Raw genomic sequence first — 23,998 nt, 5'->3', positions numbered from 1 at the left:
CGCGGAGGCTACGATACCACTTTAGCTTAATATCTTTTATTACCCTAATGGTATTTTTGCTCATTACCAGTAAAAAGAAAAAACAGTTGGGAGCTACCCCCAACTGTTTTTATACATATTTAATAAGATTCAACAACAGAACCTTCTAGTAAAGCGATAAACTCCTTCATTAAACCTGGTAAATCAGGCCAAGCATGACCACTTACTAAATTTTCATCAACATGCAGATTTGTGTCGATATACGTACCGCCAGCGACTTTTACTTCTGGCTTACAAGCGATATACGCTGTGAGCTCACGGTTATTTAGTACTTCTGGAATCGTAGCGAAAATTTGGGCTGCATGGCAAACGGCTGCAATCGGTTTATTGGCCTCGAAGAAATGCTTGACGATTGCTGGTACATGCTCATTTAAACGAATATATTCAGGTGCACGACCACCTGGGATAATGAGCCCATCATATTGTTCTGGCTTAATGTTTTCAAATGCTTCATGTGCTTCAAGCCCATATGCTGGACGTTCAATATAAGTATCCATACCATCCACAAAGTCATGTAAAACAGTTTGTAGCTTTTTTACTGAAGGTGCAGCAATTGTTACATCGAAGCCTGCTTCTAAGCAGCGGTAATATGGATAATACACCTCTAGTGCTTCTACTGCATCGCCAGCAATAATTAAAACCTTTTTACTCATCATCTACGCCTCCCAATAATATGATACGCTATTTAACTTCTCCATATAATGGAGTAAATCCTGCTGAAATGGACAGAAAATGAAATAAAACTCATGGCGAGTAAATATATTACCATCGAAGAGAACCGTTGCTTTCCGCTCCGGCACTCGCTTTCCACGGGCGAGATCAAGCCTCCTCGTCGCTCATCCTTCGCTGCTCCTGTCGCTGCGCTTTCGTCGCAAATAAATTTCCTGCGGGGTCTTGATTGTCTCGCTTTTCCCGTAGGAAGCTTTGCTCTGTAGCGAAAGGCGCATGCCGTCAGCTACACTCTCGCGCCTACACTACAAGCAACTAATGTTCAATGCAATAATCGGTTGCTCAAAAATAATAAAAGAATTCTCATTCATTATGGTAGATGCTGGGTAATTATACTTGTAAATAGAAAGAAATAGATTTCTTTTAGAGAAGAGAAATGTCTTTCTAGTATATCGAGAAGTATTCACTTTTTGCCGTAGCGCGCCATAGCCACAGGAGCCGGAACAGGAGATCCAAACAGGCCAAGCCTGTTTTAGCTCCTGTGTAGGCTGTGGCAAAGCGCGGAGGCTACGATTACAATATCTTTTACTATTTACCTGGTGTTTTTAGGATGTATTTTTGCTCATTATGAGTTAAAAATTCCATGTGAATGGGTTTGACGAAGTGAAGAGATACTAACGAGGTGATGGATTTCGTTAACGTACAATACAAAATGCTTGTCCTATACGGATCAATTTAAATAGACTAAAGAAAAGGTAGCTATTCGTGTTAGCAGAAAAGAGGATTAAATGACAAATAAAGAAAAAAGTATTGGTTGGCATTTTGACAACAGTTATGTAACATTATCAACGTTTTTCTATTCAAACATCGCGCTAAATCCTGTATCAGCACCATCATTAGTTGTACTGAATGAAGCGGTAGCAAAAGAACTTTGTCTTGATCCTATGCAACTGCAAACAGCAGAGGCAGCCGCTATTTTGGCAGGAAATGAGATGCCAAAAGGCGCCGCGCAAATTGCACAAGCATATGCAGGGCATCAATTTGGTCATTTTACGATGCTTGGGGATGGTCGTGCAGTGTTAATAGGAGAACAATTAACACCAGAAGGAAAACGTTTCGATCTTCAATTAAAAGGTTCGGGGCGAACACCGTATTCGCGTCGCGGGGATGGTCGCGCAGCATTAGGACCGATGCTGCGAGAATACATTATTAGTGAAGCGATGCATGCGCTAAATATTCCAACAACACGTAGTCTTGCCGTAATCGCGACAGGTGAGCCTGTTTTCCGTGAGCAAGAGCTTGAAGGGGCTATTTTAACAAGGGTCGCATCAAGTCATCTTCGTGTTGGAACATTTGAATATGCGGCGAAGTATGGAGAAGTAGAAGATTTACGGAAGTTAGCGGACTATACGATTGCCCGCCATTACCCGGACCTTGCTCAACGTGAAAATCCGTATTTGGCGTTGTTTGAACAAGTGATGCAGCGTCAAGCAGAGCTCGTTGCAAAATGGCAACTTGTCGGGTTTATTCATGGTGTGATGAATACGGACAATGTGACGATCAGTGGTGAAACGATCGACTATGGTCCATGTGCTTTTATGGATACGTATCACCTCGATACGGTTTTTAGCTCAATTGATGCACAAGGGCGTTATGCATATGGTAATCAACCACAAATCACTGGCTGGAATTTAGCGTGTTTTGCGGAAAGCTTATTGCCAATAATGCATGATGATATCGAACAGGCAGCTGACATGGCCCAAAAAAAGCTAGACAACTATTCAAATTACTTTTATACAATGTGGCTTTCAGGAATGCGTGATAAGCTAGGGCTTACGACGGAAGAAAGTGAAGATGCACAATTAATAAAATCGCTATTAGATGCGATGCAAACATATGAAGCAGATTATACAAATACATTTCGTGCATTAGCAGAAAATCATCGTCCTGCTACACCCTTTTTCGTATCCGATGAATTTTTAGCGTGGGAGCAAACGTGGCGAGAACGTCTAACAAGACAAAATACAACGTTTGAAGCAGTTCAAGCAGTAATGAAGCGCAGTAATCCAGCCGTAATCCCTCGCAATCATCGCGTAGAAGAGGCGCTGACAGCTGCTGTTCACGACGGTGATTATACAGTGATGGATAAGCTGCTCGAAGTCTTATCCAATCCTTATGAACTATCGAAAGAAAATGAGCGATTTGCAGCGCCACCTCATACAGATGCAGGTCCGTATCGAACATTTTGTGGTACGTAATTTGATATAGCTAGACAAATGAAGAAGGTTCCGTCTGAAAAACATTTTGAGACCGAACCTTCTTTTTATGTTGTTCTATTTCAATCGATTTGCAAATTTTTGTACTCTAGAATTTCACTAATTGTAAGGCGACTGATGAGATTCGCTAAGTAGTGAATAGAGTAAGGGGTATCTCTCGTTAACCATTCCATAATGGTGCCGACCGTACCATAAGCAATATGGTTTGTCATAATACGCGGTAGTCCATTCCCTTTATGAATAAAATTTGAAAGAATGTTCGTAAATTGCATTTGGAAATGGTGTTGCTTCAGAAGTACAGCATAGAAGTCAGCATTGGCATGAATGTGTTCTAAAAATTGAACGGTAATATCGAGTGGTTTGTTTTGATAATAGTAATCTTTTAGTAACTTTTTAAAGGAATATATATTAGCTCGTTCTAATGTTGTGGAAAGCTCCAACAATAAATCTGCAGCGATGGCATCGTATAAATCGTACTTGTCTTGGTAATGGAGATAAAATGTCGAACGATTAATGAGTGCCTTATCTACAATTTCATGCACTGTAATGTCCTCAAATGACTTCTCCTTTAACAATGTAATGAGTGCGTATCGAATTAATGGTTTTGTAACCGTCTTTTTTTTCATCGTTTTTCTAGACATTATATTCTCTCACTCCTCTAAAACTGTCTATGTATCTTCTTTATATAGACAATTATAAACATTCTGTCTATTTAAAGACAAATATTATGTTATTGATGTTTGAAGAAAACTTAATTTACTGAATATAATGAATTTAGAAACTTGAATGTTACGAAAATATGAACAAATGGGAGGTTTTTCTATGTGGAATCTATCAAGTAAATATGCAATTGCTGGAGTTGGTGAAAGCGAACGCTCTAAAAATTCTGGGACAACGCCTCTTCACTTAGCATTACATGCATCTCGTAATGCACTGGCCGATGCAGGCTTAGAAGCAAAAGAAATTGATGCTGTGATGAGTTATTCAGAGCATGATTCCTGTACATCACATCAAGTAGCTACATACTTAGGTGTCCGTCCACGTTACGTGAAAGACATTGTTGGGGGCGGTAGTAGCACGGAGTTATTAATTGGTGATGCGATTGCATTAATTGAAGCGGGACAAGCGAACACAGTATTAATTTTCCGTGCGATGAACGGTCGTTCTGGTATACGTATGGGTGGAGGCAACTGGAGTACCGATTTGCTGCAAAATGCGATTGACGGGGGAAGCTTCATTATCCCATACGGCATGGCAAGTCCATCTCAGTGGTTTGGGATGTTTGCGACACGCCATATGCATGAGGCGGGTCTTACACAAGAGCATTTAGGGCATGTATGTGTGAGTTTTTATGAGCATGCACAACGTAATCCGAAAGCCATGCTACATGGGAAGCCACTCACGATGGAGCATTACTTACAAACAGCACATTTAAGTTATCCATTTACAAAGCATGATTTTTGTTTAGAAACAGACGAAGCAAATGCCATTATCGTCACAACAGCAGAGCGAGCGAAAGATTGTAAATCGCGCCCTGTCTATATTAAAGGGCTAGTAGCACGTGAAATGCATCCACGTTCACACTATTGGGCTGATTTAACGCAAGTTGCAGCAGATTATGTGGGTGAACGTATTTATGAAAGTGCGGGCATTCAGCCGGAAGATTTAGATGTAGCTTCAATTTATGACTGTTATAGCTGGGTAGTGCTTCGTCAGCTTGAAGCCTATAAAATCGCACCACGTGAAGGCTTAGGGGAGTTTGTGGCACAAGGCAATTTAAAAATGGGCGGTAAACTGCCATCGAATACAGCGGGCGGTATGTTATCAGAAGGTTATACACATGGCATGAATAATGTGTTAGAAATCACGCGCCAATTGCGTCATGAATACAAAGGAACAGACCGCCAAGTGGAAGGGTGCGAACTCGGTTTATGTACAGGATGGTTAGGACCAGATGGCGCGGGTGCGTTAATTTTAAGTAACTAAGGGGGAAAACACAATGACGATTGAAAAAACGAGCACGAAATATGAAAAACCAATTCCGTTAAAAACACCTGATAATCAGCCTTATTGGGATGCAGCGGACAATCATGAACTGGCGATTCAATGTTGTGGGGATTGTCAACAGTCCATTCATCCACCTGGCCCAGCTTGCCCACATTGTGGTTCGCCAACACTGGAGTGGATGAATTATGGCAATGACATTACGGGGGAAATCTACTCCTTTGTCATGACATACGTACCGATGTTACCAGGCTTTCAACATGATTTACCAACGATTATTGCACAAGTAGCGGTGGATCAAGTAGAAGGCGTCCAAATTACAGCGAATATTATTAACGCCAAGCCAGAAGATATCGCCATTGGTAAAGCGGTGAAAATGGCATGGCTTGATATAACTGAAGATCGTGCTTTACCGCAGTGGGAGTTAATCGGATAACAAGGAGGGGTTTTCATGGATTTTGCATTTACAGAAAAAGAAGAAGCGTTTCGTTTAGAGATTCACTCATGGCTTGAAGCAAACTTACCACCAGGATGGTTAGATGGCACATATAAACAACCAGAAACAGAAGAAGACCGCATTCAATTTTTAAAAGATTGGCAGCGCAAGCTTCATGAAGGCGGTTTAGCTGCCATTGCTTGGCCAGAACAATTTGGTGGGCGTAATGCGACATTGATGGAAGAAATTGTTTTCCAACAAGAAATAGCGCGTGTCAAAGCGCCTCCACTCATCAACTATGTAGGTACACATATGGTAGGCCCTATATTAATGCAATTTGGGACGGAACAACAAAAGCAAGAGCATATTGAAAAAATTTTAACAGGTGAAACCATTTGGTGTCAGGGCTATTCTGAGCCGAATGCGGGTTCCGATTTATCCGCCCTTCAAACACGTGCTGTCAAACAAGGCGATCAATGGCTCATTAACGGTCAAAAAATTTGGACGAGTTTTGGACATGTGGCTGATTATTGCTTCTTACTCGCGCGTACAAGCAGTGTGCCCGAAAAAAAACATAAAGGCATTACTGTATTTTTAGTAGACATGCATCAGCCAGGTATTGAAGTTGTACCGATTATTTCGATGAACGGTGAACACGATTTTAATGAAGTGTTCTTTACGGATGTTGTAGCGTATGATCATCAAATTGTCGGGACAATTGATGAAGGTTGGGGTGTTACGATGTCACTGCTTATGCATGAACGTACGGGGATTGGCGGTCAACTCTTCACATTACAACAGCAGTTCGAAGATTTTGTGAAAATGGCCAAAACAACGCCTGCCATTATTGAAAATCCGATTGTGCGTCAAAAAATGATTGAGTTATATGCGAAAACGAAAGGTGCCTTATTTGGTTACTATAAAAACTTAACGAAGCAGTTAAAACAAGGGTATCCAGGTGCGGAAAGTTCAATGGATAAGCTCCTTGTAGCAGAGTTAACGAAGGAATTATTTGCGTTTATTCAATCCGTACAAGGTCCAGAAGCTGTACTTTGGAAAGAAAGTGCACCATATGATACGTATTGGCAAAATGGTTTCTTAACATCATTCGGCATGACGATCGGTGGCGGAACGAGCGAAATTCAGCGCAATACGATTGGGGAACGCATTTTAGGATTACCAAAAGATATAAGCCGTGAAAAAGCAGGCAATCAGGTCGGATAAAAGGGGGGAATGGATATGGATTTCTCATTAACAGAACAACAAGAAGAATTCCGTAGCTATGTGCGGAAAGTATTAACACAAGAAAGTATTACACAAATTGCCCGTCATTTTGCAAGCGGTGATGAAACGACACTCACAAAGGCACACGATAAATTAACGGAGCTCGGTGTCATGGGCATTTCGATTCCTGAAAACTATGGAGGCATTGAACTAGGTGTCATTGACTTGATTCCTGTAATGGAAGAGTTAGGCCGTGCCGTTATGCCTGATATTTATGCAGAGACATTAGCATTTGCCGTGCCGGTATTAGTGGAGCATGGAACAGAGCAACAAAAAGAAAATTATTTATCATCGATTGCAGAAGGTACTAGCTTACTAGCTCTTGCTTGGCTCGAGCCGAAAGGGAAGTATTCATTTGATACAGTGAAAACAACTGTATCAAAGACAGCAAATGGTTTCGTTTTAAATGGAACAAAATCACTTGTCCGTCATACAGCTCAAGTGACTGATTTTATCGTACTTGCGAAAGATGATCAAGATGAACTACGTATGTTTATCGTCCCGAAAGAACAAGTGACGAAAATCGAAGAGCAACAGAGCTTTGATGAGACACAACGATTTGTCCAATTAACATTTGATCATGTCACCCTCTCAGCAGAACAGCAACTGGCGGCAAATGTGAATGCGGAGGAAGTAATAGAAAAAGCGCTAGTATCACTGCTTGTCGCTATCAATTCGATGATGATTGGTAGTATGGACCGCTTAGTCGATATGGCAACAGAGTATGCCAAAATCCGCGAGCAGTTCGGTCAACCAATCGGGCGCTTCCAAGCGATTAAGCACCGCCTTGCCGACTTAAAGGTCATGCTAGAAACTGCACGTGCATTAAGCCATTATGCAACATGGACAGTTGAAAATGGAAGTGAGGACTGCGTAGAAGTTGTGTATAGTGCGAAGGCATTGCTAACAGATAGTTATATAAAAATTGCAGCTGAAAGTGTACAAATTCATGGCGGTATCGGTTTCACAGAAGAATTAGACTGCCATTTATACGTAAAACGTTCACGTGTTTTTGAAAACTATCTAGGTTCTCAGTATGATGTTCGCGAGCGTGCAGCTCTTGCGTTAGGTTGGTAGTTTTGTAGACTTTGCTGCATCGGTTTTGGCAGGCATTTTATGAAATGGAGTGGATAAAATGGCAGGACAAAAGGATCCGAGATTTTTTAATAATGCGCTTCCGGAGAGGATTGATATACCGGAAGTACCAATCGGCAATATGTTAAAAGGAGCTGCCACGGAATATGCAGATCACTGTGCGCTTATTTTCCATGATGTGCGAATTTCATATAAAGAGCTATATGCAGAGTCTTTAAAGCTTGCAAATGCACTACACGATCTTGGATATGACAAAGGCGATGTCATTTCAACGTATTTACCAAATAGCATTCAATACGTGATTGCTTACTACGGTATTTTGTTGTCAGGTGCAACGTATTCTCCGATTAATCCATTCAATCCAGCAAGCGAAGTAGTATACCAAATACAAGATACCAATGCAGTGGCAGTGATTGCACATGAATCTTGTGCAAAAAATTTACTCGACAAAACAGTACAATTGAAGTTAAAGGATGTCATTGTGACAGGTGCAGATGAAATCGATGGCATCAATGGACGTACGGATATCAGCCCATTTAATACAAATTGGTATAGCTTAAACGAATTGAAATCACGCTACGAAGCACGGGAATTACAAGTGGCGATTCAGCCAAAAGAAGATATCGCTACGATTTCGTATACGGGTGGTACAACAGGGAAATCAAAAGGTGTACTAAGTACACATTATAACTTTGTCAGTAGCTGCTTAGCCTCGAGTGCAAGTATGGGGATGTTACCACATATCGATGCAGATGGTGGCGTAACGGTAAAAGCGTATACAGCAGAAGAGGAATTTGTCAAAGAATATCCGATTGTACCAGGTAAAAGCGTCCTGATGAGTCCTGCTCCTCTCTACCATGTTTCAGGTTTAATGGGTTCTATCGGAGTTGGGACAGTACAGGGCTGCACAGTGATTTTAATCGATCAGTTACATCCTGTAACATTCATCGAGAACATTGAAAAATATAAAGTAACACAGGTGGCAGGCGCACCGCAGTTATTTAATGGATTACTATTTATACCACAGCTACAAACAACGGATTTGTCGTCCGTTAGAAATGTTGGTTCGGGCGCAGCACCGATGTCTGCTGAAATGCAGCGTAAACTTCAAAAGTTATTTAAAAATGCCATCGTTTCGGAAGGGTATGGCTTAACAGAAGCTACGGGTTCCTGTGTGCAAACGGTTGCATTTAAATCGGGAGTTCGTAAGCCCGGATCAATTGGTCTACCGATCGTGAATACGGAAGTGAAGCTCGTGCCAGTAGATGGCAGTAGTGAGGAAGAAGTGCCAAGAGGTGAGAAGGGCGAGTTATGGGTACGAGGTCCGCAAATAGCAAAAGGATACTTAAATGACCCTGAAGCAACGACGAAGACATTTAGCAATGGCTGGCTTCGAACAGGCGATATTGCGGTGCGTGATGAAGACGGTATTCTCACGATTGTGGATCGCAAAAAAGATATGCTTATTTATAACGGCTATAATGTGTATCCACGTCAATTAGAAGAATTATTATATGAGCATGAGGCTATTCAAAGTTGTGTCGTCATTGGTGTACCAGATGACCGAGTAGGCGAGACAACAAAAGCTTTCGTTGTCTTAAAGCCTGGTGCGACGGCTTCACTGACAGATATTCAAGAGTTTGTGAATAGCCGTGTTGTACACTATGCAAAAATCCGTGAAATCGAGCAGTTAGATGCATTACCAATGACGGCAGCAGGGAAAATTTCGCGCATTGCTTTACAAAAGCTAGAGGCGTCAAAAGCGAAATAAGGGGGAACAAGTATGGACGTGACAAAGGAACATATCGGTCTTGCAACCGAGCGTTATCAAGTAGAGATTGAAAAAGGTCATATTCGCCGTTTCTGTCAGGCAATCGGCGATACAAATCCACTCTTTTTAGATGAAGAGCACGCTTCGCAAAGTGCCTATGGGGGGATGATTGCACCGCTCACATTTCCGGTTGCTCTAAGCGATGAATCTGCACAGTTACCACTGGAACTAGATTTCCGTCGTATGTTGCACGGGGAACAGGAGTTTATTTATTATAAACCGTTGCGCCCAGGAGAATCATACACAGCGCAAATGAAAGTAGCGGATATATATGAGCGTGAAGGAAAAAGTGGCACTATGCAATTTATCGTATTAGATACGGAACTGCGTGATGCCGATGAGGAACTCGCAGTTGTGAGTCGTACAAATATTATTTACCGTGCACTGTAAGGAGGGGACGATATGGCAATTACAGAACAATCGATTGAGGTTGTCGTTTTTGAAGGGTTACAAGTAGGTCAATTATTACCGAGTTATCAAAAACCACCAATTACGAAAGTGCAACTTGTCAAATATGCAGGAGCATCAGGTGACTTTAATCCGCTGCATACAGATGATGCCTTTGCGCAAAAAATCGGGATGCCAGGTGTGATTGCACACGGTATGCTCGTAATGGGCTTTTTAGGTGAGTATGTAATGAAGCTAGCGGGAGACGTCGCACAAGTGAAACAGTTTTCGATGCGCTTTGGTGCGATGACACTACCAGGGGACGCCATTACATGTATCGCGCAAGTAAAAGAGATACATGAACGTGAAGTGGTATTAGAGCTAACCGCACAAAAGCAGGATCAAACAGTAGTCGGTTCAGGTAAAGCGACACTGTGTTTTTAAAAGAAATCCATGCCGTACAAATGTACTAGTTTGATAAGAATAGAGCCTTCTCTTCAACAAAAAATCATCTTCACAGTCATTTGAGTGAAGATGATTTTCTTTTTAGTTTTGTTCAATTATTTGAGTAATTATCTTAAAACGGTCGACATTGAGCACTCAAAACAACCTGGAGCGAGCAAAACTTTACCGTATCCGAGCAAAAGCCCGCAGTGAACGGTCAAAAAGCTGTCGTATCCGAGCAAAACATCGCTGTATCAGGTCAAAACAACCCAGCCCGAGCAAAACCCTTGAATGCGCGTCTACCCGTAGCGGAATATGCGGTCGAGTACATATCTTGGTGAAGGCCTCATGATGATAAACATTAGTTTAAAACCATTACAGTTGTCATCTGTTTTTAGTGACATGTGGCGGTACTCTGATTCCGCGCATTTTTGCATACTATATGTAAGAGGTGATAGACGATGACACAAGCAATCGTAATGGAATCAGGGTATAGCAGAAAAGAGGAGTTTTGGAATGCTATAACACATGGCTTAGGTTGTATATTAGCGATACCTGCAATCGTACTGTTAATTGTAAAAGCGAGTGGCAACGGATCAGTCATTGAATTGGTCAGCTATATGATATTTGGTATCTCCATGTTACTGTTGTTTTTAAGTTCTACGTTATATCATAGTATTCCAGTGAATAAAAATTTATTTAAAAAGCTTGATCATAGTGCCATTTTTTTATTAATCGCAGGCACATATACACCAATTGCTCTTATTGCGATTGGCGGAAAGCTTGGTTGGACAATTGTAGGGATTGAGTGGGGCTTAACGCTAATCGGCATTATTTTGAAACAATTTTTTGTACATCGTTTTAAAGCCGTATCTTTACTTATTTACATAGGGATGGGATGGCTTGTGATATTTGCGTATAAACCAGTGCTTGCCCATATTGGAACAGAAGGCTTTTTAACATTATTGGCTGGCGGTATTTTTTATACGCTTGGTACGTATTTTTATAAAAATAAACGAATCCCATATAATCATGCAATTTGGCATTTATTTGTCCTTGCGGGTTGCGTGGCAATGTTTATGAGTATTTATCTTTATATTTAATCGAAGGGCTGTTTTGTAAGTATCTACTTACAGGACAGTCGTTTTTATTTTAACTGTCATTTGTTAAAGGGAGTTAGACTATGAAGTTATATTTTGCTTTATAATAGAATGTACATATAACGCAGTATAAAAAGTAGGTGAATTTTATGTCGTTTTTTAAACGTTTGTTTCAAACGCCAGAGGAAGAACTATCGTTTATGGATTATTTAGAGAAAATCGATGCTTTAGTAAGACCAAGCATTAACCCAAAGGATTATCAATATAGTGAATTTTTCTTGCGCAATGATTTTAAATTTCATACGGAGCATGGTTATTCATTGGAGCAAATGCGTGAAAAAACATGGATCACATCACTTGTCATGTATAAGAAAAAGCGGGGTGGCATCGTGTGGAAAGGATCTATTAAAGAACTTCGTGATGTTTATGCGTCGCCAATCATTCAGTTTGCGATGAATGAACTAACGCCACTATTGCAAAAAATGAAAACAACGAAGCACGATATAGAGCATTTTGAAAGTGTAATTGAATACGAGGAAACAATTCAAAATATTTATCATGTGCTAAATGAAGCGGAACAGAAAGAAGGCGCTAACGCCGTATTCATGAAGTCGATTGAATTACTTCAGTATGTGATTCGTACTATCCAAGCAGAGTTCCGTCAATTAGAGCAAGAAGAAACAAATGAATTACTCGAACGTCTCACATTAGAAGAAAAGTATATGAACCGAAATGATAAATAATGAGGAAGCTAATGCAAAAGGAACTAAATTAGAGGGAATTTCTCATCTATTTAAGTGCGAACAATAGTTAGCAGCTACTATTGTTCGCTGAATGCTGTAGGAGGCAAAATTACAGCATTCTTATGTTCCATTTTAGCTTCCTCATCTACTTATACAGCTGAAGCTTCTTGTAATTGTTCTACTTGCTGTTTCTTTTTAGCGACATCACGACGAATCCATAATGAAATGCATAGGGAAATCGCAATTAAAACTGAGAATGTATAGAACACTGGTGTATAGCTATTTGTTGCATTGCGAATCGTTGATACAATGAGTGGACCGAAAATGCCACCAAGTGACCATGTTGTTAATAAGTAGCCATGAATAACACCAAGTTGCTTTGTACCAAATAAGTCACTCGCAAAAGCAGGCAAGTTGGAGAATCCGCCACCATAACAACTAACAACTAAGAAAATCAATGCTTGGAATACTAACACATTCGTTGTAAATGGTAATGACACGAATGCAACGAGTTGAATGATAAAGAAAATAACAAATATATTATGACGACCGATATAGTCTGAAGCCGCTGCCCATAATAAGCGACCACCACCATTAAATAGACCCATTAAGCCAACCATTGCTGCTGCTCCTGCAACAGATAAACCAACAACTTCTTGCGCCATTGGAGAAGCTACTGAAATCATCATGAGCCCTGCTGTTACATTAATTAAGTGCATTGCCCAAAGCATCCAAAAATGTTTTGTACGAACTGCTTCACGAGCAGATAGTTGTGCAAGTGCTTTGCCTGTTGTACTGTATTTCGATACGTTTAATGCTCCTTCTTGCTTTGGTGGTGCAATATATAAAGCACCTAGTAACATTAATGTAAAATAACTAATTCCTAAAATAAAGTATGTGTTTGAAATACCGAATTGTTCCATTAAACTTGTTGCCACTGGTGCTGTAATCAGGGCCCCTGAACCAAATCCTAAAACGGCCATTCCTGTCGCTAAACCACGGCGATCTGGGAACCACTTCACAAGCGTTGATACAGGTGAGATATAACCAATCCCCATCCCAAGACCACTTAGTAAGCCGTAAGTACACCAGTAAAGTACAACGGAATCAATCGCAATCGCTACACCAGCTCCTGCTTGCCCTAAACCAAATAATACAGCAGCAAGCATTGCAGATTTTCGAGGACCTTGTTTTTCAACGAAGCTACCAAATAGAGCAGCAGAAAACCCTGCAAGTCCCATCATAATTGTGAAGGCGATTGTTACATTTGTTTCGCTCCAACCCATTTGTGTTGTAATTGGATTTTTATAAACGCTATATGCATAAGCCCCACCGATTGACAAATGGATGGCGATAGCCGAAAGCGCAATTAACCATCTATTTTTATTCATAATTTCTCGTTTTCCCCTTTATTTTATAGTTGCCTGAATTTTTTCGCGAATAATTCTAGATATCAAGATACCATCAAGTGTAATAATTGCGCAATAGTTTTTTTACATAAAATAGTTTCGTGGAATAGAAAAAAATGATCTTTTTGTAGAATAATTTGAGTGTCTAGTTGTTTTATAACAGAATAGATACAGGGCTTTAAAATGCTGAATTTAAAAGGGTTTAGTTGTTACATAGGGGGTATATAACAGAGGTGGTAATAATAAAAAAACAAAAAAATGGAACGAAAAAAATTTTTTCTGAATAAAAGAGAAAATAATGTCTTTATATAAAAAATAAATTTTTTTTAAAAGGTATAGGTAGGAGAGACATATAAGTAAGATGAAGTTTATAAAAGGTTGTGTATAAAAATGCGTTAACAGAAAACTGTAAAAAATTTCGAAAAGAATTTGAACAATTTTTTTGATTATGATCGTCTAAGCAGTAAAAGCAAAGGTGGTGACATGATTTGAGAGTGCTAATCGAAGAATATGGTGAGTATATTTATCACCTTGCTTACCTATATGTAAAAGATAAGCAAGTCGCAGAAGAGATTACCCAAGATGTATTTTATACATACAGTGTGAAAAGAAATCAGTTTCGTGGGGATGCATCGATTAAAACATACTTAACGCGTATGGTGATCAACAAAAGTCATGATGAATTGCGGAAGATGAAAAGACAAACCGTGCTACAGGCTATCTTGCCATTTATGAAAACTGCGCGTTCAGCAGAGCAAGAAGTATTAGCCAAAGTTCAGGGGGAGTCATTAAAGGAAGCGGTTTGGAATATGCCTGTGCATTATAGAGAAGTAATGATTTTTTATTATTATGAGGACTTTACGATAAAGGAAATAGTAAGTCTACTTGGCATTTCAGAAAATACGATTCGGACGAGGTTAAGAAGAGGGCGCAAGCTATTGAAGCAACAATTGACAAAAGAAGGGGAAGTGTTACTAGATGGGCAATTTTAAAGAACAGTTACGCCATGAATTGCGGCAAGATGCCCCATTTACAGAAGAAGTAAAAGGGCGAATCCTGCTGAGAAAGCCACTACGAAAACGTAGATGGCATATTCCAGCGGTTTCCTCTATGTTTATCGGAGTGATTGCTCTATTTATTTTCCTTACGATTAATCGGCAACCAGTCACACCGTATACTGTTTCAGCACTACCTAGTGACATAGGTGAACTGGTGGGGTTATTAAAGAAAAACGAAACTATTCTTCCATATATGGAAGAAACTTATAATAAGGAAGTAATCACACCTGTGACCTCCTATATAAATGGTTATCAGCAAAAGTTTGGACATTTACCGATGATGGTAGAAAGGTCGTTAACCTATAAAATTGGTGACTATGTGATGTTGGACGAACAGGGAATGATGAAGGTAGCGCAAATCGTTGGAACAGCTGGAGATACAGTGACATTGGAAGAAGGGCGGGTAATCGTGAATGGTCAACCACTTGCTTTGCCGAATCTAGTGGGAAAAGTTTCTTATGAAAAAGAGATTACAGGAACAGAATGGCATGTTTATTTAAGTCCGTTAGCTTCTATAAATGAACAGCATGTAACTTTTGACAAATTAGCGAGCGATGAATTCGTTATTGTAACAGATAGAACATTAGAAAAGTGGACATTAAATCATGTGAAAGGGAAAGTTGTAGCCATTCAGCAAATTACACCAACGTATACACTAACAGCAGAAGAGCAACAAATTTATACACAATTTAAAGAAAGCCATCAGCTTGAATTATTACGTGATATGTCTCCTCTTACTATTGCCAAAATGCATATCATTGCTAATTCAGAACACGATTGGAGAACAAATTATGCATTGTTGCAAAATAAAAAAGGAGACTTTACACAGTGGCTAGAGGAGATTGTGGGGCCTGATGAGGGTCGACCGCTCTTTAGTCCACTTGAGACAAAACTGTCGAATGCGTATAAATATAATGGACTAGAAAATGGGAAGTTCAGTGAGGCGAAATATGGTCACGGCTATATTAAATTCACACCAGCTTATAACGCTCCTGGACAAATGAGTCTTCATATGATGCAAAATGAGGATGGAATTTGGCAGCCAACTTTTATGCCGTAGTCATCATAAAGAAGTTGCGTAGAATTTCTACGCAACTTTTTTAATGTTTCTTCGTACACTAAAGATGTACTTTTCTAACCTATTAATATCACGTTATAATAAAATAATTAGATTGTTTGATAGACGGAAGGAAAGGAAATCAACGATGAAAAGATTTGCTACGATTTTATTTTTAGCGTTTAGTCGCTGGGGGCTTATTGCATTTACTCTATATTACGCTATATTCTATATAATTATTTTAAACGTATTTCCTTCTCAATTCGTGGACTTTGTGGCAGAGGCGGTTCATCCGTATTATGTGGCGATTCGTTACGTAAGTATAGTTGTAAATATCGTGATGTGTTTCATAGTATTTCGGTTTTTATGGAAGTATTTACAATATCAAAGTTATGCCATTCGTAAAAAAACATTATCATTTGTCATGGCAGCTAGTTTGATTCAGCTACTGAGTTTCTTTTGTTATACAAACATACCACTAGAGGCATTTACCAATACAGCCCAATTAACAAATCTACAACAAGTATTTTTCGGTTATAAATTATACATTGTAGAATTAGTCGCATTATTTTTTACAGGCTATGTATTAGCCTTTTACATCGGTGCATTATCCCGCGTCAAGTTTTTAACGGATGTTATGCTGGCACCGAAGAAACGTTAAGTTGTGTTTTCTTTTTGGTGGGTTAATTATTGTTTGAATGCACGGGTGTAGCGGTGAACCCCGTTTTTGTGCAAAAGCTGATAACTGTTTTATATATAAAATACACGTTCATTGTTAAAAACGTTTAACGATGAGCGTGTATTTTTTTGGGGGAAAATAACTTATACGTGATAGGAGTACGAAAAACTAGGTCCAATTTCTTTTTCTTATGCATAATGCAGGAGCTTTCATTAAAAAATAGACATAGAGGTCATGAAGTTCTTTCGTTTCATAAAAATAGAAAGAAGGTGTGAAGCAAGTGAAGAGAGCGATTTTTTTAGATCGTGATGGTGTCATAAATGAAGTGCTAACAAACCGAGTAAAATTCGTCAACAAGCCAGAAGATTTGTATTTTTTACCGGGCGTTCCGGAAGCGATAAAAAGGCTAAATGAACATTTTGATTATGTATTTGTCGTGACCAATCAAGGCGGCGTTGGTTTAGGATTTATGAAGGAGTCACAGCTACAAGAAATTCATCAGTTTATGATGGGCCAATTAAAAAAGAAAGGCGCGATTATCGATGAAGCGGTATATTGCCCGCATAAGCCCCGTGCTAATTGCGAATGTCGCAAACCTAAAAGTAAACTCATTGTCGATCTTGCCCAGAAATACGAGGTCGATTTATCGCACTCTTACATGGTGGGGGATACAGATACTGATATTATTGCGGGGAAAAATGCAGGGACAAAGGGTGTGTTTTTAGGAAAAAGTGATCCGCTGGCAGATGCCGTCTTTCCGAGTCTTATCGATGCAGTCGATTGGATGATCGCAGATGCAAAGTAAGTAGCTACTGAATAGGAGTCACACTAAATCGCGAAAGGCCGCTATTCATGTATGCTAGTTGATTTTTGGTATTTCGAATATTATCTCCATGTATTGACAATACTAAAACGAAAATGAATGTTAGGTAGATAATATGGAAAAATCAGTTAAATTCAGTGTGTTGCACGTTATTTTTTTATGTATGACTGTAATTGGGCTAAAAAATCATGTAACCATTTTACCCCCTATTTTAGAACAAGCAAAGCGTGACGGGTGGATGAGTGTCTTAATCGCGGCGGGCATTCTCGTTCCGTGGTTGTTGCTTTTATCGCTCATTACAAAAAGGTTAGAGAATCAATCATTTATGAGCTTGTTAGAAAAAAAAAGTGCGCTTATAGCGGTAGCTATAAAATGGATAATTAGTTTACTCCTCTTACTTTTAGGCGCTTTTACGATGGTGGAAATGCTTCAATGGATCAACACTACATTTTTGCCGACAACACCGATGTTAATTTTATTTGGTGTATACTTTATTCTTTGCATAACACTTGCTACAAGAGGCTTACAAACGATGGTAATCTTAAATGTCGTCGTATTGTTTGGCGTTATTGTATTCGGATTTCTAGTCGCCTTTGTCAATATTAAAGTAAAGGACTATAGCTTGCTGCAACCGATGCTAGAGCATGGCATGGAGCCGGTGTTAGTAGCTGTTGTTTTTCCGGCGGCGGGTTTTACGGAGCTTTTATTGTTAATTTTTATTCAGCACCATGTTAAGACCCAAATCAAGTATAAGCATTTTATCCTGATGTTATTTATCCTTGTTGGTCTTACGATGGGACCATTAATTGGGGCCATTGTTGAATTTGGTCCTGAAGAAGCATCTAAACAGCGCTATCCTGCTTATGAAGAATGGGGATTAGCGAGTATTGGTCAATTTATTAGTCATATGGATTTCTTGTCCGTTTATCAATGGATGACAGGGGCTTTTATACGGATTAGTTTTTATTTATATATTGTGACAGAGCTGTGGGGTGTACAGAAACAAACGAAACAGGTGTGGTATTATATAGCACCTCCCTTTGGTATTGTTTGTCTCATGTTAATGCTCGTAGATGAGCAAACATTTTTAAACATCAATAATTATCATATTTTAATTTCAACCTGTATTTTATTACTACTGCTAGGCTTTATTTTTGCTTTACTTACGAGGCGTAAAAAGGGACGTAGGCAGGAGGATATGAGTGATGCAAAACCAAAACAAGGCGATTACGTTCAATGAGCTGAAGCAAACATTTCAACATTCGGGTGATGTGAAGTTCCAACATTTTGTTTTTCAAAATGAAACCGTGCATATCGTGACGTGTGAAGCAATGATTGATGAACGTTTACTGTACGAATTTGTCATTCCTGAGTTAAAAAAAACGGTAGAAAGTAGTAGCGACCAACAAAATCAATCTACCGCAGAAGAAAGTAATCACAATAATAAAGGCACTCAAAAGATTGAAGAAATACTACCACTTCCTCAATTGCAGAAAGTATCAGATATTGAAAGCTGTATTTCCCTAGTATTTAGCGGGCATTGTTTAATTATGCTGACAAGCAAGCAATTATTATTAGCTACTAACATTGCAAACAAACCAAATCGAAGCCCTGAAGAGACGAATCTTGAAGTAGCAATCAATGGGCCACGGGATAATTTTATTGAAGATGTTGGTACGAATATCGCCCTTGTTCGAAAGCGACTTCCTACCAATTCCCTTGTCGTTGAAAAAGTTCAAGCTGGGGCAAGATCAAAGACAAATATCGCTATCTTGTATTTTGATGATGTGGTCGATAAAAAAATTTTAACAGAAATTAAACAGCAAATACAAAAGATCGATGTAGATGTTATTTTTTCAGGTAATATTTTGATGGAAAGTATTAATAATGGGATGTTTGCTTTCCCGCGCTGTGATTATACGGGTCGTCCGGACTCTGTTGTACAAGCGTTAACAAGGGGGCGCTATATTATCTTCGTTGATGGCACAGCATACGCTATTGTTTTGCCAGTGAATTTTTTCCTGCTCCTTAAATCAGGGGAAGATAATGAAACGACCGTTCTTTATAGCTCATTTGAACGTATGTTACGTCTCATTGGGTTATTTATCGGATTGTTACTTCCTGCTTTTTGGTTGGCACTTACGACATTTCATCAAAATCAAATTCCACTTCAGTTACTAGCGACCATCGTACAAGCAAATACAGGTTTGCCGTTTCCATCTGCCCTTGAAATGCTCATCATGCTGTTATTCTTTGAGTTATTCCGAGAGGCGGGCTTGCGGTTACCATCCGTGATTGGTGGAACGATTAGCGTTGTAGGAGGGTTAATTATTGGAGATGCAGCGATTCGCGCGGGTGTTACGAGTCCTGCGATGGTTGTTATTATAGCCATTTCGACCATTGCTGTTTTTACTCTTTCTAATCAATCCATCATGGCTACGGTAAGTTTGCTGCGAATTGCCTTTGTCATCATTACCGCATTTTTTGGGCTTTTTGGGTTTTTCACTTCGCTGTTTTTTACATTAATGTATGTAAGTCATATTAAGGTATTCGGTGTGCCGTATATTAACATCACAGCAGATTTAAGTATACAGTCCATCGCTAAGTCATTCTTTCGCTTAGGAGCAACAAGCTATAAAAAGCGACCGAGTATGTTAAAGCCAAACGATAGTACGAGAAGCGATGATGCAAAATGAAAAGATGGTGGCTTATTTTTGTCAGTACAGTCATGCTCGCAGGCTGCTGGGACGTAAAAGAACCTGAAACAATGTATTATATTTACGGTGTAGGCGTCGATTATGTTGATAGTCAATATAAAATTTATGTACAGTTAATCGATTTTACAAATGTAGCTAAAAGTGAACAACCTAATCCAGAAGCAACCCAAACGGAGATTGGGGTAGCATATGGCGAAACAATGTATGAGGCGTTTTTTAATTTGTATCATTCGTTGGATCTGCGCTTATTTTGGGGGCATTTATCCTTTGTTGTATTGTCAGAAGCGGCTCTTCAACAAGGGGGAGCGAATACAGTTGTAAATGCCTTCAATCGTTACCGGGAAACAAGGTATCAAATTTGGATATATGGTACAAGGGATGATGTATCAGAAATCATGTTAGTGACACCTGTGTTAAATAAATCGATTTCTCTTTCTAAATTAACGATACCACACAATTCTTTCTCCCAAGAATCCTTTCTTGTACCGATTAATTTTCGGCAATTTATTATGGCGTTGACTGAGCCTAATTATAGTGTAGCTATACCTTATATAAAATTATCTGAAAATTGGGCATCCGAAAAGGGAAAGCAAAAGCAAATCAAGTTTGAAGGGGTTGCCGTTACGGGAAGAGACCGGCTAAAAGTAATTTTTAAAGAGGAAGAAATTGAAGGTTTACGGTTTATGAAGAACGAAACAGAGCGAGGGATTTTAACATATTCCATTGAAAATAAGCCGGTAACCGTAACCGTAGAGAATATTAAAGTAGATGTGAAGGCAACAGCCAAAAATGACAAATTTGTATTTGATATTACGATTAAGCTGAATGCGATTGCAAGTGACTTTCATACAGAAATTACAAAGACACAAATCGAGGAAACGGTCATAAAAGAAATTCGAAAAAAAGTAGAGGAAACATATGAAAACGGGCTAAAAAAGAATATCGATATTTACAATTTATCTAATTATGCGTATAAACAACATGTGAAACAGTGGAAACAAGTAGAAAAAGATGGGCAAGTACCACTTGATAAGGATTCGATCGCCTCGATTGATATATATATTGAAAAGCTTAGCGCAGCACGTAAAGAATTTACAGAAACAATTAAGGAAAAATAAACGTTTTTCGAAGTAATTAATCCAAAAGTTTGTATCGTAAAACAAGATTTCAATTAGGAACAGAGGGTTTATAAGAAACGGACCTAGTATGTTAAAACTAAAAGACTTTATAAGAAGTGATGATGCAAAATGAAGAGATGGTGGATGATTATTCTAAGCATAAGCATACTAACAGGCTGTTGGGACGTGAGAGAGGCTGAAAGAATGTATTATGTTTTAGGTGTAGGTGTAGATTATGTGGACGAAGAATACGTGCTCTATATGCAGTTAGGTAATTTTACGAATGTCGCGAAAACGGAACAGCCTAATCCGGAAGTAGTGCAAAATGAGCGAGGAATTGCTCGGGGTAAAACATTAGATGAGGCGATTTTCAATTTGTATCAGACGTTTGACATGCGCTTATTTTGGGGCCATTTAACCTTTGTTGTATTATCGGAAGCCGCTCTTCAGGAAGCGGGAGCGAATACAGTGGTTAATCTGTTTAATCGGTACCGGGAAACAAGGTATCAAATTTGGATATACGGAACAGGGAGCGACTTAACAGAGGTGATGTTGGCAACACCTGTGTTAAATAAATCGTTTGCTCTTTCTAAATTAATTATACCGCTTAATTCCTTTTCCCAAGAGTCTTTTCTTGTACCCGTCAATTTCCGGCAATTTATTATAGCGCTTAATGAACCGAGTTATAGTGTAGCGATTCCGTATATTAAATTATCTAAAAATTGGAGAACGGAAAAAGAAACACAAAAGGCAATCGAATTCGAAGGTGTGGCGATTACAGCACGAGACGGACTAAAAGGCATTTTTAGACAGGGTGAAATTGACGGTTTACGGTTTATGAAGAATGAAACGAAACGAGGAGAATTAACGTATTTCACTAATGGAGCGCCTGTCACAGTAGTCATAGAAAATGTGAAAGTGGATGTAAAAGCGACAGTGAAAAATGAAAAGTTTCTGTTTAATATTACAATCAAGCTAAATGCGATTGCGAGTGACTTTCATACAGAAATTACAAAGAAGCAAGTGAAGGAAAAAGTGACAGAAGAGGTAGCAAAAAAAGTGAAGGAAACATATGAAAAAGCGGTAGAAAAGGAAATCGATATTTATAATTTATCTAACTATGCATACAAACAACATGTGAAACAGTGGGGAAAAGTGGAAAAGGATGGGCAAGTACCGCTTGATGAAGACTCCATCGCTTCAATTGATGTATACATTGAAAAGCTCAGCGCAGCACGTAAAGAATTTACAGAAACGATCAAGCAAAAGTAACTTTGTTGCTTCTCCTTACGCCAACTGATGATCAATCGTAAAAAATTTGTGTCATGCTCCGTATGTTAACATTCCAAAGGTTTAAGGGGAAATTTTATTGTAAAAAAGACAGCAATAACTGTCACCTGTGACTGCCCCACGACATCCTGCAAGTCTGAGCATAAAGCCGAATAATAACATTAAGGGATAATGGGTTTCGTATAGATGGGGCTATCAAAAAGATTGATGATGTTTAAAATAAAAGCCAATATAAGAAGTGATGATACAAAATGAAGAAATGGTGGAGTATTGTACTAAGTGTAATGATACTGGCAGGTTGCTGGGATGTAACGGAGCCAGAAAGAATGTATTATGTTTTTGGTGTAGGCGTAGATTATGTGGATGAAGAGTATGTAGTGTATATGCAACTAATTGATTTTACAAATGTTGCGAAAACGGAACAGCCTAACCCAGAAGCAGTTCAAACGGAGATTGGGATTGCTCGTGGTGAAACGATAGCAAAGGCATTTTTTAATATGTACCATTCATTAGATATGCGTCTGTTTTGGGGGCATTTATCGTTTGTTGTATTGTCAAATGAGGCACTTAAAGAAGGTAGAGCTAATTTAGTAGTGGATTCTTTTAATCGCTACCGAGAAACAAGGTATGAAATTTGGGTATATGGAACAGGCGATGATTTATCAGAACTGATGTTAGTAACTCCTGTTTTAAATAAACCAATTTCTCTTTCTAAATTAACGATACCACTTAACTCTTTCTCCCAAGATTCGTTTCTTGTACCGATTGATTTTAGACAATTTAATATAGCATTAAACGAGCCAAATTATAGTATTGCGATACCATATATAAAATTATCTAAAGATTGGAAATCTCAAAAGGAAACACAAAAGGCAATCGAATTCGAAGGTGTGGCGATTACGGCACGAGACGGACTCAAAAAAACCTTTAAAGAGGAAGAAATTGAAGGTTTACGGTTTATGAACAACGAAATAAAGCGAGGACAGTTAACATATTCCATTAATGATAAGCCTGTAACTGTAGTCGTAGAAAACATTAAAGTGAACGTGAAAGCAAAGCCCAAAAATGAAGAATTTGTGTTCGATATTACAATTAAGCTAGATGCAATTGCAAGTGACTTTCACACAGAAATTACGAAAAAACAAATACAAGAAACCGTAATACAAGAAGTTAAAAAGAAGGTAGAGGAAACGTATCAACGTGCATTGAAAAGTAATATCGATATTTATAATTTATCCAATTACGCATACAAGCAAAACGTCAAGCATTGGAAACAGGTAGAGAAAGATGGGCAAGTACCGCTTAATGCGGATTCGATTGCCTCGATTGAAGTATATATTGAAAAGCTCAGTGCAGCACGTAAAGAATTTACAGAGACGATTAAAAAAGATTAAAGCTTTTTTGACGTAATTGAATGAAATTTTTACAATGTTTTTGTGCCTACAAGCTTTAATAACAGAAGTAGATTTTGTTACGACCATTTATCGAAACACATGATTTTACATGACATGATTATGGCACATCGCAAAATTCATATAC

The 23,998-nt window shown here is 38.9% G+C and carries 22 protein-coding genes; 19 read left to right on the top strand and 3 right to left on the bottom strand.

Going from position 1 to position 23,998, the window contains the following annotated elements:
- Positions 1-119: 119 nt before the first annotated feature.
- Positions 120-692 (bottom strand): DJ-1/PfpI family protein, encoded by a 573-nt coding sequence (locus tag AC3II9_RS17925; protein ID WP_489157633.1) that lies wholly within the window; start codon positions 690-692, stop codon positions 120-122.
- Positions 693-1,496: 804 nt separating this feature from the next.
- On the opposite strand from AC3II9_RS17925, the gene AC3II9_RS17920 reads away from it, so the two are divergent.
- A complete protein-coding gene (locus tag AC3II9_RS17920) occupies positions 1,497-2,966 on the top strand; it encodes a protein adenylyltransferase SelO (protein WP_489157631.1) in 1,470 nt (489 codons plus the stop codon).
- A gap of 80 nt (positions 2,967-3,046) precedes the next feature.
- Here AC3II9_RS17920 and AC3II9_RS17915 read toward each other — a convergent pair whose 3' ends face one another.
- Positions 3,047-3,625 carry a TetR/AcrR family transcriptional regulator gene (locus tag AC3II9_RS17915; RefSeq protein ID WP_489157630.1) on the bottom strand — a complete coding sequence of 193 codons (579 nt, stop codon included), beginning with the start codon at positions 3,623-3,625 and terminating at the stop codon, positions 3,047-3,049.
- Positions 3,626-3,806: 181 nt separating this feature from the next.
- On the opposite strand from AC3II9_RS17915, the gene AC3II9_RS17910 reads away from it, so the two are divergent.
- From AC3II9_RS17910 to AC3II9_RS17870, 9 genes are all read left to right on the top strand, one after another.
- Entirely contained in the window at positions 3,807-4,970 is a 1,164-nt protein-coding gene (locus AC3II9_RS17910) for a thiolase C-terminal domain-containing protein (RefSeq protein WP_431027386.1), read from the top strand.
- A gap of 13 nt (positions 4,971-4,983) precedes the next feature.
- Positions 4,984-5,424, top strand: coding sequence for a Zn-ribbon domain-containing OB-fold protein (locus AC3II9_RS17905; RefSeq protein WP_489157628.1), 441 nt, complete (start codon positions 4,984-4,986; stop codon positions 5,422-5,424).
- 15 nt (positions 5,425-5,439) lie between these two features.
- A complete protein-coding gene (locus tag AC3II9_RS17900) occupies positions 5,440-6,648 on the top strand; it encodes an acyl-CoA dehydrogenase family protein (RefSeq protein WP_489157626.1) in 1,209 nt (402 codons plus the stop codon).
- A 15-nt stretch (positions 6,649-6,663) separates the two neighbouring features.
- Positions 6,664-7,785 (top strand): acyl-CoA dehydrogenase family protein, encoded by a 1,122-nt coding sequence (locus tag AC3II9_RS17895; protein ID WP_489157624.1) that lies wholly within the window; start codon positions 6,664-6,666, stop codon positions 7,783-7,785.
- Positions 7,786-7,843: 58 nt separating this feature from the next.
- Complete coding sequence (locus tag AC3II9_RS17890) at positions 7,844-9,574, top strand: class I adenylate-forming enzyme family protein (RefSeq protein ID WP_489157622.1); 1,731 nt, start codon at positions 7,844-7,846, stop codon at positions 9,572-9,574.
- 12 nt (positions 9,575-9,586) lie between these two features.
- Positions 9,587-10,024, top strand: coding sequence for an FAS1-like dehydratase domain-containing protein (locus AC3II9_RS17885; RefSeq protein ID WP_391369199.1), 438 nt, complete (start codon positions 9,587-9,589; stop codon positions 10,022-10,024).
- A 12-nt stretch (positions 10,025-10,036) separates the two neighbouring features.
- On the top strand, positions 10,037-10,465 hold the full coding sequence (locus AC3II9_RS17880; protein ID WP_489157620.1) for a MaoC/PaaZ C-terminal domain-containing protein: 429 nt from the start codon (positions 10,037-10,039) through the stop codon (positions 10,463-10,465).
- 461 nt (positions 10,466-10,926) lie between these two features.
- Positions 10,927-11,568, top strand: coding sequence for a PAQR family membrane homeostasis protein TrhA (trhA, locus tag AC3II9_RS17875; protein WP_489157619.1), 642 nt, complete (start codon positions 10,927-10,929; stop codon positions 11,566-11,568).
- A 146-nt stretch (positions 11,569-11,714) separates the two neighbouring features.
- Positions 11,715-12,308, top strand: a complete 594-nt coding sequence (locus AC3II9_RS17870; RefSeq protein ID WP_489157618.1) for a hypothetical protein — start codon at positions 11,715-11,717, stop codon at positions 12,306-12,308.
- 149 nt (positions 12,309-12,457) lie between these two features.
- On the opposite strand, the gene AC3II9_RS17865 is transcribed toward AC3II9_RS17870, so the two are convergent.
- On the bottom strand, positions 12,458-13,699 hold the full coding sequence (locus tag AC3II9_RS17865; RefSeq protein ID WP_489157616.1) for an L-lactate MFS transporter: 1,242 nt from the start codon (positions 13,697-13,699) through the stop codon (positions 12,458-12,460).
- Between the two features lie 512 nt (positions 13,700-14,211).
- Between AC3II9_RS17865 and AC3II9_RS17860 the strand changes: the two genes are divergently transcribed.
- The 9 genes from AC3II9_RS17860 to AC3II9_RS17820 all read left to right on the top strand — a co-directional run bounded on the left by AC3II9_RS17860 (position 14,212) and on the right by AC3II9_RS17820 (position 23,853).
- Entirely contained in the window at positions 14,212-14,709 is a 498-nt protein-coding gene (locus AC3II9_RS17860; protein ID WP_489157643.1) for a sigma-70 family RNA polymerase sigma factor, read from the top strand.
- Entirely contained in the window at positions 14,696-15,835 is a 1,140-nt protein-coding gene (locus AC3II9_RS17855) for a hypothetical protein (RefSeq protein ID WP_489157614.1), read from the top strand. The genes AC3II9_RS17860 and AC3II9_RS17855 overlap by 14 nt, the downstream gene beginning before the upstream one ends.
- A 145-nt stretch (positions 15,836-15,980) precedes the next feature.
- Positions 15,981-16,493, top strand: coding sequence for a hypothetical protein (locus AC3II9_RS17850; protein WP_489157612.1), 513 nt, complete (start codon positions 15,981-15,983; stop codon positions 16,491-16,493).
- 298 nt (positions 16,494-16,791) lie between these two features.
- On the top strand, positions 16,792-17,316 hold the full coding sequence (locus AC3II9_RS17845) for a D-glycero-alpha-D-manno-heptose-1,7-bisphosphate 7-phosphatase (RefSeq protein WP_489157610.1): 525 nt from the start codon (positions 16,792-16,794) through the stop codon (positions 17,314-17,316).
- A gap of 133 nt (positions 17,317-17,449) precedes the next feature.
- Complete coding sequence (locus AC3II9_RS17840; RefSeq protein WP_489157608.1) at positions 17,450-18,574, top strand: GerAB/ArcD/ProY family transporter; 1,125 nt, start codon at positions 17,450-17,452, stop codon at positions 18,572-18,574.
- A complete protein-coding gene (locus AC3II9_RS17835; RefSeq protein WP_489157607.1) occupies positions 18,540-20,030 on the top strand; it encodes a spore germination protein in 1,491 nt (496 codons plus the stop codon). The genes AC3II9_RS17840 and AC3II9_RS17835 overlap by 35 nt, the downstream gene beginning before the upstream one ends.
- Positions 20,027-21,169, top strand: coding sequence for a Ger(x)C family spore germination protein (locus AC3II9_RS17830; RefSeq protein WP_489157606.1), 1,143 nt, complete (start codon positions 20,027-20,029; stop codon positions 21,167-21,169). The genes AC3II9_RS17835 and AC3II9_RS17830 overlap by 4 nt, the downstream gene beginning before the upstream one ends.
- 129 nt (positions 21,170-21,298) lie before the next feature.
- Complete coding sequence (locus AC3II9_RS17825) at positions 21,299-22,441, top strand: Ger(x)C family spore germination protein (RefSeq protein WP_489157604.1); 1,143 nt, start codon at positions 21,299-21,301, stop codon at positions 22,439-22,441.
- 269 nt (positions 22,442-22,710) lie between these two features.
- Complete coding sequence (locus tag AC3II9_RS17820) at positions 22,711-23,853, top strand: Ger(x)C family spore germination protein (RefSeq protein WP_489157603.1); 1,143 nt, start codon at positions 22,711-22,713, stop codon at positions 23,851-23,853.
- The last annotated feature ends 145 nt before the right edge of the window (positions 23,854-23,998 follow it).

Source organism: Lysinibacillus sp. RU7 (genome assembly GCF_057837305.1).
Note: the sequence above shows the minus strand (reverse complement) of the source record. Positions and strands in the feature narration are given on the sequence as shown.